The following is a 14,461-nucleotide window of genomic DNA, read 5'->3' as shown; positions in this document are numbered from 1 at the left end:
ATAGAGCCAGACGGGGGGATCGCGCAAAAAATGTGGAGCGCCTCCCATTTTCAGGTGGGCTGGGCTTACTCCGGGATCCAGTTGTCCCAGGCGGGCAAGGGGCCGAGTTCCGCCACCAGAAAATCGATAAACGATCGCACCTTAGGATTGCTGTACTTGCTGGGAAAGTACAGCGCATACAGGGCGTGAGTTTCACAGGTGATAGTGCCGTCGAGCATCAGCGGCGTTATCTCTTCTTTTTGAATATGATCGCCAATCAGATAGGTGGGTAAATACGCCACTCCCTGATCTTCTAACACTGACTTCAGCAATACCAGACTGCTGTTGGCCTGGATCGGCATATGCAGTTTCAACTGATGCAGACGATCCTGTTCATCCGCCACCTTGAGCACCGGTGTGAGGCCGGGATAAACCAGACAATCATGATCCACCAGATCGCTTCGACGCTGGGGCATGCCTTTTTTGGCGAGGTAGCCGGGTGAGGCACAGTACGCCCAGCGAACAGGCACCAGCTTGCGCATCGCATAGTTTTGCGGCGGTGCGGTGGAGATGCGCAGGGCGATGTCGAAATCTGTTTCGTTCAGATTCACAAAGTTATCGTTGAGATCGATATACAGATTTACATCCGGGAACTGGGAGCGATATTTATCCACCAGGTTCACCAGCCGGGAATAACCAAACGCAATTGAGCAGGTTATGCGTAATTCACCCTGCGGGCTGTGGTAATAACCGGAAGTGGTATTCAGCGTTTCATCGAATTCTTTCAAAAGCTTATTAGCGCGGTTGAAGAGATATTGCCCGGCGTCGGTCAGGGTAATACTGCGGGTGGTGCGTTTAATTAATGTCGTGCCCAGCGTGTCTTCCATCGCAGCCAGACTTTTGCTGACCGCAGACGGCGATACGTTGAGTTGTGCCGCGGCTTCTGACAATCCTCCGCAGTCGACGATTTTAGTAAAAAACTCCAGATGCTTGAGTGAAATCGGCGTACTCATAGTTTCCTTTAATTCACAAGTGATTTGCAAAAACGGTACGAATAGGCCGTTACATTCGCGTTTTAAACATGCAACTATTGAATCACAGGAAACAACTTGCTGGCAAAATGAAAAAATAACAACTTAGGTGAGTTGCGTCACAAAATAAAAGGAGGCGAAACGGAAACTCATCACATTGTGAATTTAATCTCATTAATTATTATTCTAAAGGTACCGATTATGTGGTCACGACTCGAACCCTACAAATCGTCGATTATTTTATTAGTTGCTCTGGTAATTGGCGGCTTATTAGGTATTTATGCCCCATCGTTTGCAAGTAAACTCCAGCCAATAGGCCAGATATTCTTAAACCTGTTATTTATGATTATTGTGCCGCTGGTGGGTATCAGCGTTATGTCTTCGATCGCCAGTATGACCGACCTGAAAAGGCTGGGGCGCATTATGGCGATTATCTTTATTGTTTCGATCGCCATGGCCTTTATTCCAGCCGCCGGGATCGTCGCGCTGGCGCTCTGGTATAACCCGGCGCAGGGCGTCACTATCGATCTCTCGCAGTCGGTGCAGGCGGGCAGCGGTAAGATGGATTTTGTCAGTATGATCACCACCAGCGACTTTATCGGACTGTTTTCTAAGTCCAATATTCTGGCGCTGATCGTAATGGCGATCATCGCCGGTGTCGCAATTGGCCAGTCGGATCAGGCCGGTAAACGTATTGCGTCGCTGCTGGAAGACGCCAATACCGTGATCATGAAGATCGTTTCAATCATTATGAAGGTCGCGCCGATTGGTCTGGGCTGCTACTTCGCCGCCACCATGGCCAGTCAGGACTCTGCACTACTGTTAACCTTTGCCCGCGCCATCGGCCTGTTTATGGTTGCTACGCTGGTCTACTTTGTCTTTGGCTCGATTCTCTATTCGTATATTGGCGGCGGTATTCCGGCGGTCAAAGCCTTTTGGCGTAACGCGATTGAACCGTCTGCGACCGCGCTGGGTACCTGCTCTTCACTGGGGACGCTCCCGGTGACGCTGCGTGCCGGTAAGGCGATGGGGATCAACCCGGAAATCGTTGATGTCTCCATTCCGCTGCTGGTTAACCTCAACAAGGGCGGCGTGGCGATGATTGCCGCGCTAAAAATTGTCTTTATCTATTCCGTGCTGGGCATGGAATTCACCACCGAAACCTTCTTCCTGACGATGCTGATTGCGGTGCTCTCCGCCATTATCGTTGGTGGCGTGCCGGGCGGGGCGTTCCTCGGTGAAATCTTTATCGTCACCACGCTGGGCCTGCCGATGGAAGCAATCCCTATGCTGGTGGTGCTGGGCACCATTACCGATGCGCCGGCCACACTGATTAACGTTATCCATGATTTGAATGCGGCGCAGATTGTTGAACGGTTCGCTGGAAAAAAGCAGACCAACACTGAAATAAACTCTACTGCTGCGGTGGTATAGGTTTCACACGGATTAAGAACAGGAGATGTTATGAAAGACGCAATGAAGCTTGAAACGCACCTGGTTGTTGCTGGTCGCGACAAACGCTATACCCAGGGAGCGGTGAATCCGGTTATCCAACGCGCCTCTTCACTGGTATTTGATACCGTGAAGGACAAGAAATTTGCCACCGCCAATCGCGCGAACGGCGAGCTGTTTTATGGTCGTCGCGGAACCTATACCCACTTTGCCTTCCAGAAGGCAATGAGCGAACTGGAGGGCGGCGTTGGCTGCGCGCTGTACCCATGTGGTGCTGCGGCGGTGACCAATGCGATTCTGGCGTTTGTTCAGGGTGGCGATCATATTCTGATGACGGGTGCGGCCTATGAACCAACCCAGGATTTTTGCAATAAGATCCTGAGTAAATTCAACGTGGAAACAACGTATTACGATCCGCTGATTGGTGCAGGTATCGTCGATCTTCTGCGTCCGGAAACAAAGGTTGTATTCCTTGAGTCACCAAGTTCTATCACCATGGAAGTCCAGGACGTGCCGGGGATGGTGAAGGCTATCCGCGCGGTGAATCCGGAGATTGTCATTATGATCGACAACACTTGGGCGGCGGGCGTGCTGTTCAAAGCGCTGGATTATGGCGTGGATATTTCCATTCAGGCGGGAACGAAGTACACCATCGGCCATTCGGACGCCATGCTGGGCACGGCGGTGTCGAACGCCCGTTGTTGGGATCGTTTACGTGAGAACTCCTATCTGATGGGGCAAACGCTGGATGCCGATACGGCCTACAACGGCAGCCGCGGATTGCGCACCCTGGCGGTACGCCTTAAGCAGCATCAGGAGAGCAGCATCCATATTGCCCGCTGGCTGTCGGCAAGGCCGGAAGTGGCACGGGTGAATCATCCGGCATTACCGGAATGTCCGGGCCATGAGTATTTTCAGCGTGATTTTATCGGAAGCTCAGGCCTGTTCTCGTTTGTGCTGAAAAAGAGACTGACCGACGAACAGATGGCGAATTTCCTCGATAACTTCTCGCTGTTCCATATGGCCTATTCGTGGGGCGGATTTGAGTCGCTCATTCTGGCGAACCAGCCGGAAGAGCTGAACAGCATTCGCCCGGCTGGAGAGGTAGATTTCAGCGGCACGCTGGTCAGGGTGCATATCGGCCTTGAGGATATCGACGACCTGATTGCCGATCTGGACGCGGGATTTGCACGCATTGCGTAAGGTGATGTGAGCGTAGCCGGATGGCGCTGATGCTTATCCGGCCTACGTAACCCAGTAGGCCGGATAAAACGCCTGTACGACATTCGCGATGACGCTATATTCACAATCAAATTAACTCACAAGTAGTCATTTAAGATCATTTTTTATCAAAAGTAATCTTTGTCACAATTTTCAGCATCCCTCCTGGGTAGCATAGCCACTGGTTTTAAGTGTTATGGCATATAAGGGATGATGAGTTATGAAGCTGAAAGATTTATTCTCAAGGACACCGACGGAACGCCGCCATTATGGCGTTGCCGTGTTAGTCGGTATCGTTTCTGGCGTACTTTCTGCATTTGTTAAGTGGGGAGCCGAAGTTCCGCTTCCACCCAGGACATTTTCTTTGGGAAGAAATGAGTTTAATCCTCCGTACCTTTTTCTCCGAGACTATTTAGGGATTGACCCCACGCAAACGGTCTATACCTTTTCTGAACATGTGATTAATCCGGTTATGGTCACGCACATCATATTTTCATTAGTGTTTGCAGTCGGATATTGCGTTGCCGCTGAAATTTTTCCAAAAGTTAAACTTTGGCAGGGGGTACTGGCAGGTTTAATCGTGACGGTGGCAGTTCATGGCATCTTCATTCCCGCCCTTCATCTTTCGCCGCCCTTGTCTCAGCTACCATTTGATGAATATGTGTCGGAAATTATTGGACATATTTTCTGGTTTTGGGTCATTGAAATGATTCGTCGTGACCTGCGTAATCGGATCACGCATGAACCCGATGCGGAAGTTCCGTTATCTCTCGTCAGATGATTAAAAGTTGATGCACTATGATGGATTGCCCCCGACCGCTAAACACAAAACCAGTGTTCGCGAATGGGGGCGGTTCATAGGAGGTTAACTCTCTGTGACTAATGCGGTGGCCTCATGCTGACGTACGCGCTTTAGTAAGCCTGCCAGCGTGAACACGACGGCAATACCAGCCATCACCGCCAGCAGATGAAACGAAATCCTGCCGCCGTTGAACCATAACCAACGCCCAATTTCGACAGAAACCGCCATCACCGTCAGGATCACCATATTCAACGACGCCGAAACCGTACCCTTCGGTAAGTTGTTGGAAAATAGTGTAAAGCGGAATAACGTTGGGAAGATCATTCCAATGCCAAACGCATACAGGCTGGTCCCCAGCACTGACCACAACCACACGTGCGGCCACAGTAAATTGCCAGCAATCAATACCGCCAGCCCGCTCAACTGAATGGGAACCGCTCGCCAGATAAAGCGTGGCCGGGTCGGATCCTTCACGAAGCGGACGACCACCATATTGGCGACGATCACCGCGCCAAATACCGGGGCCTGTGCCCAGGCAAACTCCGATGTGGTCATGCCGCCAGCATCGATCAGAATAACCGGTGAGACCGCCACCCAGCTCATCATCGGGATATAGCTTAACGACAGCGTGGCTGCGCCAAACAGGAACACCCGGTTGCGGAAAACGTCGCGAAAATCACGCACTACGCTGCGCGCACTGAACGGCACCGCGCCACGCTGGACGGTTTCTGGCATTGCTAATGTGAGTCCAATGAGTGCGATAAGCCCCATGACGGCGATAATGGCAAACAAGATCTTCCAGTGTACAAAGTGCATTAGCGCCGCTCCGGAGAGCGGGCCGATAACCGGTGCCACCAGCACAATAGAGGTGATTACCGCCATTAGCTTGATGGCCTTTGTTTGCCCAAATGCCTCCTGCACCGTGACATAGCCGACGGTGGCGATAAAACAGATGCTGGTGCCTTGCACAAAACGGGCGGCCAGAAATTGCGTCATCGAGGTGGTGAACAATGTGGCAGCGCAGGCGAGCGTAAAAATTAGCGCTCCCGCAATCAGTACCGGACGGCGGCCAATCCGATCGGAAAGCGGCCCCAGCAGCCATTGCAGCGCCATACCACCAGCCAGATAGAGGCTGACCGCCGCGGGCGCCAGGCTGACGTCGGCGTTGAAATCGCGTACGACATTAATGATGCCGGGCTGGATTAGGTCCGTCGACAGATAGGCGGCGAAGTCATATAAAATCAATGCGACAGGAAAAAAAAGCGTTGTGGCGCGTTGGGAGAAAAACGCGAGAATCCGTTGCATAAAACAGCTCCTTGTCGGGAGAAAACCCTCAACGGGAATAGCGAAATTCAATACCGTCTTTGAGACGTCAGACCGATGACAGAAAAAAAGCAGACTGCAAATGTACTGAATTTCATGTAATCAAAAACGCTGTCTGCGCGAAGCGCAAACAGAAGATACGCTCACTGACGCGGGGTCAGAAAACGTAACGATTACAGGTAACAATCAGCACATCGCACCTCAGGAAGAGTAAGTTGAACGGGTAATAACCATCCGCAGTGTAATGCGGATTGGATATTAATTAAACGAGTTTATCCGGTTTATGTGCAGAAAATCGCCCTGCAAATCAGACTACGATGCTCTGCAAAAACCGCAGAGCGATGGCACAACCGAAGATAATTAATACACCGCCAGCGATACGTTCTACCCATAATATCCCTCTGGATAACCGTCGCTGGATCTGCGGTAAACCAATGAACATCACGATCAGCAGATCCCAGCACAGCACTATGCTGGTCATCCAGATCCCGCTCATGGTTTGTTGCAGCAGCGTCACCGACGGGCCGAGCAGGGCGGTCATTAGCGCCAGATAGAACAGCGCATTTTTTGGGTTGAGCAGTGACGAACCCAATCCCAGTAGTAGCTGTTTGCCAAATCCTGGACAGGTAGACAGGGCGTCTGTTCCGGTCAGCGTTTGCGGGCGGCTGCGTACCAGCAGGCTGCCAATCCACAATAAATAGAGCGCGCCCAGCAGCTCAATAACCGTAAACAACAGGGGAAGCTGGCGCAGGATCCCCCAACCGATAATTGCCAGCAGAATATACAGCCCGTTGCCGAAAGCGATCCCCACGCACAACCCGGCGCTGCCGCGCATCCGGTATCGTGCGGCGTAACCGACCAGTAAAAAGAAGTCCGGCCCGGGGCTAAGCAATGCGACGAAATGCGCCAGCGCCAGCGCGGGAAAAGCAGAAGGAAAAAGTACAGAAAGCAGCGACATAGCGACCTCAGAGAATGAATCTGAGATCACCGTACGCCTTACGCAGCGCTAATTATTGTCTGATATTGATCGTCCCAACGCGTACTGGCGCGGTGTGGCAGCGGTGTACCGAACAAAGGTGCGATGGAAATGGCTCTGGTCGGCAAACCCGCTCTGGTAGCCGACATCGGCAATTTCGTCCCCGGCCCGTAGCCGCTGGCGAGCATAGTCAATCCGTATGATGTTCAGATAACTTCCTGGCGTCAGCCCGGTGTCCTGCTTAAAGGTACGGATCAGCGTCTCTTTACGCATATGACACTCATGTGCCAGCTCATCGAGTGAGGGCGGCGCGAGCAGGCTGGACTGCAACCGTTCGCGCAGATACTGGCTGGTGGCGCTTAGGTTTTCTGGTGTGACCGACTGCAACGGCAGCGTGTGCAGCAATGCTTGTGCGGCATCCGTTATTTGCGCGGTTTGGCGTTGCGGCATGAGCGCCACAAGGTGCATATAACGCTGGAATAATTGCGCATCGCGGATAACGGGAGCAGGCGTGCAAAGTCGCTTATTGGTGTTCTGTGCAGGCAGATTAGCAAGACACCACTGGGTATCAAGATAAAGCATATGATAGCTGCGAAACTGTCCGTTAACAGGATTACAGCTGTGAGGTGCCAGCGGCGGTATCACAATCAGATCGCCCACCTGCAGATGGTATTCCTCGCCATCGCACAGACAGCACGTTTCCCCCTCGAGAATTGCCCCAATCGAGAGCTGAGAGTGGTGATGCCGCTTATAGGCCTGCTGGCTCTGCCAGGTGCTGCGCAGCTCCAGCCACGGCAACTGCTCATCACGCCAGAACGATTGTGGAATATCTCGGGTATGCGTCACATCGTGTCCTCCCTGAAAGTGATGGTTTGTTATAGCACAGGCCGGGAGGTGAAAAAGTGGGAATGCGCATTGAGATGGCGATTCTGCGTGACGTGTTCCAGACAAATGTAGACGTTACATAAGGGCGTTGTTATCCCGGAAATCGCCTCGCAAAGAGAGAAAGTTGCAGGTGAGGATGTGGTTTTCCGGCGCTACAGTCATGGCATCTTATTTTCAGGTGAAGGATCGCCATGAACAAAGCTTCCGCTTCAACACCGCATGATGCGGTTTTTAAAACATTTTTACGTCACCCTGAGACTGCACGGGATTTTCTGCAAATACATCTTCCCGCTTCGCTGCGCGAGCTTTGCGATCTTCAGACGCTTAAACTCGAGTCAGACAGTTTTATCGAAGAGAATTTACGTGCGTACTATTCCGATGTGCTGTGGTCGGTGAAAACGACGGATGGGGATGGATATATTTATGTAGTGATTGAACACCAAAGCACACCGGATGCGCATATGGCATTCAGACTGATGCGCTATGCGGTAGCGGCCATGCAGAAACATTTAGATGCCGGGCATCAGCAGTTGCCGCTGGTAGTGCCGATGCTGTTTTATCACGGCGCTAAAAGCCCGTACCCTTATTCGCTGTGCTGGCTGGATGAGTTTGCCAACCCGAAGCTGGCTCGTCAGCTGTATGCTGCGGCGTTTCCATTGGTGGATATTACGGTTATTCCGGATGACGAAATTGTGCAGCATCGACGTATGGCGCTGCTGGAGTTAATCCAAAAACATATCCGTCAACGCGATCTTATGGGGCTGGTCGAGCAAATTGTTTCCCTGCTACTTACCGGACTGACTAATGACAGCCAGATAAAGACGCTGTTTAATTATATTTTACGAACTGGCGATGCACCTCGATTCAGTGAGTTTATTCGCGGGGTTGCCGAACGTTCACCGCAGCACAAGGAGCAATTGATGACGATCGCGGACAGATTACATGAGGCAGGACTACAAAAAGGCAGGCTGGAAGGGCTTCGAGAGGGGCGACGTGATGAGGCACTGCGTATTGCCCGCACCATGCTGGCAGATGGCATCGATATCAGCACGGTACAAAAAATCACCCGACTTTCCGCTGAAGATATTCAGGGTTTAAGCCATTAGATATAGCTTAAACTGCCTAATTGCCCGCCCGGAAGCGCCGGGCAGCTCGATCTACTCTATTGCCGTTTTTACCGCCTCTCCGAGCTTCTGCATTACTTCCCGATGCTTGTCGTTTGGCGGCAATGCGCAGTTGATGCGCACACAGTTGCGATACTTCCCCGATGCGGAGAACAGAGAACCCGGTGCAACCTGGATTTTGAGGCGACAGAGCTGCTTAGCGACACAGACCATATCGACCTGGAGCGGCAGCTCGACCCACAGCATAAAGCCGCCTTTCGGTCGGGTGACGCAGATCCCGCAGGGGAAGTATTCCCGTACCCAGCAGGTGTAGATCTCCATATTGCGCTGATAAATCTGGCGCATACGACGAATATGTCGATGATAATGACCTTCGCGCACAAAGGAAGCCGCTGCCAGTTGCGTAGCGGGAACGTTAGTTCCAATGACGGCGTACTTCATGTGCAGCAGTTTGTTGTAATAACGACCGGGCACCACCCAACCCACGCGCAGACCGGGGGCGACGGATTTGGTAAACGAACTGCAGAGTATTACGCGGCCGTCGCTGTCCCAGGAGTGGATCGTGCGCGGGCGTGGGTACTCTGTGGCCAGTTCGCCATACACATCGTCTTCAAAAATGACGATGTCGTGACGCTGGGCGAGGGCGAGCACCGCCCGTTTACGCGCATCCGGCATAATGAATCCGAGCGGGTTGTTGCAGTTGGGAACCAGCAGCACACCTTTGATCGGCCACTGATCCAGCGCCAGCTCCAGCGCTTCAATGCTGATCCCGGTATCCGGATCGGTTGGGATCTCAATCACCTTGATCCCTAAGCCGCGCAGTAGCTGCATCGTGCCGTAGTAGGCCGGTGATTCAACGGCGACAATATCTCCGGGCTGGCAGACCGTCAGCAGCGCCAGCGACATTCCGCTCTGACTGCCGCTGGTGATCACAATATCATCTGCATTGACCACCGAACCGCCGTCCAGCATCAGCCGCGCAATCTGCTGACGAAGTTCACGGCATCCGGAGATTTCATCGTAGCCCAGTATCGCGCGCAGATTATGTTGTGCCACGCGGCTGAGTTCGCGCCACAGCGGCTTCAGGCTGGGTTGATTAATATCGGGCACGCCGCTGCTAAACGGGATTATCGATTTGTCCGCGTTGCCCTTTAGCATATCCAGCACCTGATCCCACTGTGTGATTTCGACCGGACGCTGTACCGGACGCGACATCGGTGGCACGGGTGGCTGCGCTTTTTGTGGCGCGACAAAATAACCGGAACGTGGCTGGGGCGTGATCAGCTGGCGCTGTTCCAGCGTCTGATACGCCTGCTGGACGGTGCTGATGCTGACCCCATGCTCCTGGCTCAGGCTGCGAACCGAGGGCAGTTTTTCGCCATGGCGATACAGCCCTTGCTCAATGCGTTCGGCCAGCAGATTGGCCAGATGTTGGTAACGCGTCATGCTGTATCCCTCATGGGTACCATACAGATTAAAAAATCAGTACAGATTGGCGTGAAAAAAGCGATGCAGAACTCTTTTTAACCAATCTGTATGTTAAATAAAAGTACTTTGTGATTCTGTATTGTTTTAGGCCAGATCCGTGAAGATAAAGCCTCTGGCAAGGTGGGGAGGCAAGGTATGGAATTTCACGAGAATAAAGCAAAACAGCCGTTTATTGGGTTTGTACTGATCTGGCGGGCATACAAGGCGTGGCGGCTGCGAGCGCAAACGCGGCGCCTATTGCAACAGATGAGCGATGAGCGGCTGCGGGACGTCGGGCTGCGACGCGATCAGGTGGAGTGATTTTCTTTCATCGACAGAGGCTGGGGGTTATCGCCCCAGCCTCTTTTACATTCACGATATTTATCAATTCATGCTTCTGGTTAGTCCGTTTCTTGATACTTATCCTGATAAGTATTATTTTCTCTTCAGCGATGAGAGGAAAGTAAGATGACTGAAGATGAACTGTTTGCCCGCCGCCCGATGGGGATGCGCATGGCAATGGTGGTGCGCCAGTGGCGGGCCATTATTGATGCTGCCATCACCGATACTGGCCTGACGCAGTCCAGTTGGACGGTACTGATGCAACTGTATCAACTGGGAGACAACGTCTCAGTCAGTGAACTGGCACAAATGCAGGGCATCGAACTGCCGCCGCTGATGCGCACCCTCTCGCAGCTGGAAAAGCAGGGCTATCTGCTGCGTTCCACATCGCCCTATGACAAACGCATCCGCCTGCTGGCGCTGACCGCGCAAGGCCGTGCAAGGCTGGACGAACTCAACCGAGTGATAGAGACATACCAACATCGCGTCACCTGCACCATCCCTGAGGCGGAACTCGCTTCCTTCAGCGCCACGCTCAATCAAATCGCCTGCAATCTGCGGACAATCCGCGAAGAAGATAACAAGATCTAAAAAACTATGATGACCCCAGAACAAAAATTTGCCCGTTGGGTAAGGGTGAGTATTGCCGCTTTCCTGGTAATATTCGCCTGGTTTATCGTTGCCGATATCTGGATCCCGCTGACGCCGGACTCCACGGTGATGCGCGTGGTAACGCCTGTTTCCTCACGCGTTTCCGGCTACGTCTCGCAGGTGCATGTACACAATAATAGCCAGGTGAAGAAGGGCGATTTGCTGTACGAACTGGATCCGACGCCATTTATCAATAAGGTCGAGGCTGCGCAAATTGCCCTTGAGCAGGCGAAGCTGAGTAACCAACAGCTGGATGCGCAGATCGTCTCTGCCCGCGCCAACCTGCGCACCGCGCAATTCAACGCCCGCAACGATAAGACCACCTTAGACCGCTATCAGCGCCTGAGCGCAATGCAAAATGTGTCGCAATCCGATCTCGACAAGGTGCGTACTGCCTGGCAGACCAGCGAGCAGTCGGTGGCGGCGCTGAATGCCAGTATTCAGAACCTGCTGATCCAGCGCGGAGAGCGCGATGACAAACGTAACGTAACGCTGCAAAAATACCGTAACGCGCTGGAAGAGGCGCAACTGAACCTCGGCTGGAGCAAAGTATATGCCCAGACCGACGGTACGGTGAGTAATCTCCAGCTTAGCCCAGGGCTTTACGCCACCGCGGCCACGCCGCTGCTGGCGCTGGTCAGCCATCAGACCGATATCGTGGCCGACTTTCGCGAGAAAAGTCTGCGCCACACTAAAGTGGAGACCGATGCCGCCGTGGTGTTCGATGCCATGCCGGGCAAAGTTTTCTCTGCCCGCGTCACCAGCAGCGATGCCGGTATTCTGGCGGGCCAGGAACAGGTTAATGGCCAGCTGTCGCAACCGGAACAATCCACCCGCTGGGTGCGCGATGCCCAGCGTATGCGCATTCACGTCGCGCTGAACGAACCGCTTGACACGCCGTTACCGACCGGGGCGCGCGCCACGGTACAGCTGTATAACAGCGAGGGCGTGTTCGCCCGCACCTTTGCCGGGGCGCAGATCCACCTCGTTAGCTGGCTGCATTATGTCTATTAACACACTGGCCCACGTCTTTACGCCGCACGGGAATATTGTCTACACCGCCAATGATTTTCGCCAGACCCTGCGTATCTCCGTTGCCGGGACAATCGCGCTGAGTATTTCGACCTTCTACAACGTGCAGTACGGCGTGTTCTTTGTGGTTTATCCGCTGATGCTGCTGTCGCTGGTGCCAGTATTCAACCGCCATGTGGCAACACAGTTCATGTTCAGCGCGGCGGTGAACTGTGTCGAAATGGTGCTGATCGTTGGTTATCTTTCACAGTGGCCGCTGGTTATGACACTGGTGGTGTTCGGCCTGTATGTGATGCGTTTTCGTTTTATGAGCAAAGGACCGCTGTTTCTGCTCGGTTCGATGGGCGTGGTGTGCCAGAGTACGATGCTCAACTTTATGAGCTATCCCACCACCAACTGGCATACGCTGATGTTCTCCAATATGGAAGCCTGCGTCATGGCGGTGGCGCTGAGCGCGCTGCTGCATTATCTGATTCCGGACGTGGAACCCCGCCAGCCACCGCCGAGCATTGAGAAAGATGCCGCCCGGGTGCGCCATGAATCGCTGCTTTCCGGCACGGTGGCGACGATGATTTTTGTGGTCTTCCAGATCTGCGATTTGAGTGATTCGCTGTCGGCGCTGATGGCCGGCATTTTGATCCTGTTTCCGATGCACTACCGCGGCGCGGTGATCAGCTCGATTTGGCGCGTGGTCGGCGTGGTGCTGGCCTGCCTGTATATTCTGCTGGTGCAGCTGCTTATCTATGATTTCAGCAACCATATGCTGCTGATGATGCCGCTGATTGGCCTCGGGCTGGCGTTCAGCGCCCGCCTGCACGTAATGGAAAAAGTCGGCGCGGGCGTGGGTTTTGCCAGTATCACTACTATCGGCATTATGTTTGGCCAGAACCTGCACCCGGATCAGGACCTGGTATTCAGCGATCTGTACCGTATCACTTCCGTCACCGTCGCGCTGGTGGTAACGCTCACCATGGTATTTCTGGTGCACCGGGTTTTGAACTGCTTTGCCGCGACGCGGTTTGTGATTACCGAGTGAGTGGGCAGTGAGTGCCGGATGGCGGCTGCGCCTGATCCGGCCTACGGGAAAGTGCCATTTGTAGGCCCGGTAAGCGTAGCGCCACCGGGCATCAGAACAATATTGCCTGTGTCCGAGGCTTGGCCTATCTGGTGAAAACGGGAGTTCAATGTGGCGATGTATTGGGTAAAGTCGTTTAATTTTCCTGATATGCTTTCTCAACCAAAAGCTTAGCTTTATCAAGATCGTATTCATTACGAATGATGAGTTCCACATCACCAGTTCCCCAATGACCAATATTGGTCACATCCCGACTAAATCCCTCTTCAAACTGGACATGTTGCGGGCTTATCTTCAGCCATAGGCGAAGGTGGGGATCGGTTATTGGGTAAACCGCAACGCACAGGAAGTTACGGATACGACGGAAGGCATCGTAGAGTTTTAACTCTTTATATTGGACTTCATCGCCAAGCGACAGCACATAGCTTTTTAGGTGCTCGTGGAGTGAAAGTAGTGCTGGAGAAGCAGAAGATAGCTGTTCGCGCTGTGTGCGGGTATGACGCTTCCCATTGCTGCTGGCTGGGATGTCCTGCACGTCGTGCTGAGGGCTATTTTCTACTACGGCATTCACCAGTTCCAGCATCAACAGGTCGCTGGAAAATAGCTTGTAGCGAATCAGACTGATATTACGGTTAATTTGTTGAACAGCATGTTCATCGTATTTATTGAAATCAGCAGCAATACAGATTAATCGCGTGCCTGACCAATCGATGGCTTCGGCCGTAGTTTTACCCATTTTCTCCATCACCCGCCAGCGAAACTCCGCTTTGTGGTCGAGTAGCCAGTCGAGATAAAATAGGCCCTGATTGATCACGTTTTCATTGCTATGTCGTTTATATTCGATAATAACCGGACAGCTATTTTCATCGAGACCTAATGTATCAATCCGGCCACGGTGTGTTTTACCCGTACTGTATTCAGTGTCGAGAAACCTAACGCCAAGAAAGGTTTCCATATGTGATTCAATCAGCCTTTGCAGATCTTTTTCGACAGCCGCGGCCTTGCCCGGTAGTTCTTGTACTCTTCCGGCGCAGTGGCGGAACAGTTGTATATCGCTCATGGATCCTTCCTGTTATTTTCCTGCATATGCTATCGCTTACT

14 protein-coding genes are annotated in these 14,461 nt (G+C 52.8%); 8 read left to right on the top strand and 6 right to left on the bottom strand.

The features are described 5' to 3' along the window. Nucleotides 1-65: 65 nt before the first annotated feature. Nucleotides 66-992 carry a LysR family transcriptional regulator gene (locus tag OGX83_RS02800; RefSeq protein ID WP_003845596.1) on the bottom strand — a complete coding sequence of 309 codons (927 nt, stop codon included), beginning with the start codon at nucleotides 990-992 and terminating at the stop codon, nucleotides 66-68. A 219-nt stretch (nucleotides 993-1,211) separates the two neighbouring features. On the opposite strand from OGX83_RS02800, the gene OGX83_RS02795 reads away from it, so the two are divergent. From OGX83_RS02795 to OGX83_RS02785, 3 genes are all read left to right on the top strand, one after another. Further along, on the top strand, nucleotides 1,212-2,444 hold the full coding sequence (locus OGX83_RS02795) for a dicarboxylate/amino acid:cation symporter (protein WP_003830065.1): 1,233 nt from the start codon (nucleotides 1,212-1,214) through the stop codon (nucleotides 2,442-2,444). A 30-nt stretch (nucleotides 2,445-2,474) separates the two neighbouring features. Beyond that, on the top strand, nucleotides 2,475-3,665 hold the full coding sequence (gene metC / locus OGX83_RS02790) for a cystathionine beta-lyase (RefSeq protein WP_032942294.1): 1,191 nt from the start codon (nucleotides 2,475-2,477) through the stop codon (nucleotides 3,663-3,665). A 238-nt stretch (nucleotides 3,666-3,903) separates the two neighbouring features. Further along, a complete protein-coding gene (locus tag OGX83_RS02785) occupies nucleotides 3,904-4,464 on the top strand; it encodes a YagU family protein (protein ID WP_079934429.1) in 561 nt (186 codons plus the stop codon). Nucleotides 4,465-4,548: 84 nt separating this feature from the next. Here the strand turns inward: OGX83_RS02785 and mdtM are convergent, their stop codons facing one another. From mdtM to OGX83_RS02770, 3 genes are all read right to left on the bottom strand, one after another. After that, the gene (gene mdtM / locus OGX83_RS02780; RefSeq protein ID WP_125363511.1) at nucleotides 4,549-5,790 is read right to left on the bottom strand and encodes a multidrug efflux MFS transporter MdtM; all 1,242 of its coding nucleotides are present in this window, start codon (nucleotides 5,788-5,790) and stop codon (nucleotides 4,549-4,551) included. 325 nt (nucleotides 5,791-6,115) lie between these two features. After that, the gene (locus tag OGX83_RS02775) at nucleotides 6,116-6,766 is read right to left on the bottom strand and encodes a LysE family translocator (protein ID WP_286587293.1); all 651 of its coding nucleotides are present in this window, start codon (nucleotides 6,764-6,766) and stop codon (nucleotides 6,116-6,118) included. Nucleotides 6,767-6,814: 48 nt separating this feature from the next. Continuing rightward, entirely contained in the window at nucleotides 6,815-7,630 is an 816-nt protein-coding gene (locus OGX83_RS02770; protein ID WP_057067045.1) for an AraC family transcriptional regulator, read from the bottom strand. Nucleotides 7,631-7,860: 230 nt separating this feature from the next. On the opposite strand from OGX83_RS02770, the gene OGX83_RS02765 reads away from it, so the two are divergent. Beyond that, entirely contained in the window at nucleotides 7,861-8,775 is a 915-nt protein-coding gene (locus tag OGX83_RS02765) for an Rpn family recombination-promoting nuclease/putative transposase (RefSeq protein ID WP_286587292.1), read from the top strand. Between the two features lie 51 nt (nucleotides 8,776-8,826). Here OGX83_RS02765 and OGX83_RS02760 read toward each other — a convergent pair whose 3' ends face one another. Continuing rightward, entirely contained in the window at nucleotides 8,827-10,239 is a 1,413-nt protein-coding gene (locus tag OGX83_RS02760) for an aminotransferase-like domain-containing protein (protein ID WP_103285806.1), read from the bottom strand. 177 nt (nucleotides 10,240-10,416) lie between these two features. On the opposite strand from OGX83_RS02760, the gene OGX83_RS02755 reads away from it, so the two are divergent. The 4 genes from OGX83_RS02755 to OGX83_RS02740 all read left to right on the top strand — a co-directional run bounded on the left by OGX83_RS02755 (nucleotide 10,417) and on the right by OGX83_RS02740 (nucleotide 13,321). Continuing rightward, nucleotides 10,417-10,581 (top strand): DUF1127 domain-containing protein, encoded by a 165-nt coding sequence (locus OGX83_RS02755; protein ID WP_003019180.1) that lies wholly within the window; start codon nucleotides 10,417-10,419, stop codon nucleotides 10,579-10,581. 147 nt (nucleotides 10,582-10,728) lie between these two features. Next, a complete protein-coding gene (locus OGX83_RS02750) occupies nucleotides 10,729-11,193 on the top strand; it encodes a MarR family winged helix-turn-helix transcriptional regulator (protein WP_008786106.1) in 465 nt (154 codons plus the stop codon). A gap of 6 nt (nucleotides 11,194-11,199) precedes the next feature. After that, complete coding sequence (locus OGX83_RS02745; protein ID WP_208744733.1) at nucleotides 11,200-12,267, top strand: HlyD family secretion protein; 1,068 nt, start codon at nucleotides 11,200-11,202, stop codon at nucleotides 12,265-12,267. Continuing rightward, the gene (locus tag OGX83_RS02740) at nucleotides 12,257-13,321 is read left to right on the top strand and encodes a DUF2955 domain-containing protein (RefSeq protein WP_286587291.1); all 1,065 of its coding nucleotides are present in this window, start codon (nucleotides 12,257-12,259) and stop codon (nucleotides 13,319-13,321) included. Before OGX83_RS02745 ends, OGX83_RS02740 begins: the two co-directional genes overlap by 11 nt. A 175-nt stretch (nucleotides 13,322-13,496) precedes the next feature. On the opposite strand, the gene OGX83_RS02735 is transcribed toward OGX83_RS02740, so the two are convergent. Next, nucleotides 13,497-14,420, bottom strand: coding sequence for a DUF5655 domain-containing protein (locus OGX83_RS02735; RefSeq protein ID WP_153753785.1), 924 nt, complete (start codon nucleotides 14,418-14,420; stop codon nucleotides 13,497-13,499). Nucleotides 14,421-14,461 lie beyond the last annotated feature (41 nt).

The sequence above is a fragment of the Citrobacter sp. Cpo074 genome, assembly GCF_030332745.1.
GTDB lineage: Bacteria > Pseudomonadota > Gammaproteobacteria > Enterobacterales > Enterobacteriaceae > Citrobacter > Citrobacter portucalensis.
Note: the sequence above shows the minus strand (reverse complement) of the source record. Positions and strands in the feature narration are given on the sequence as shown.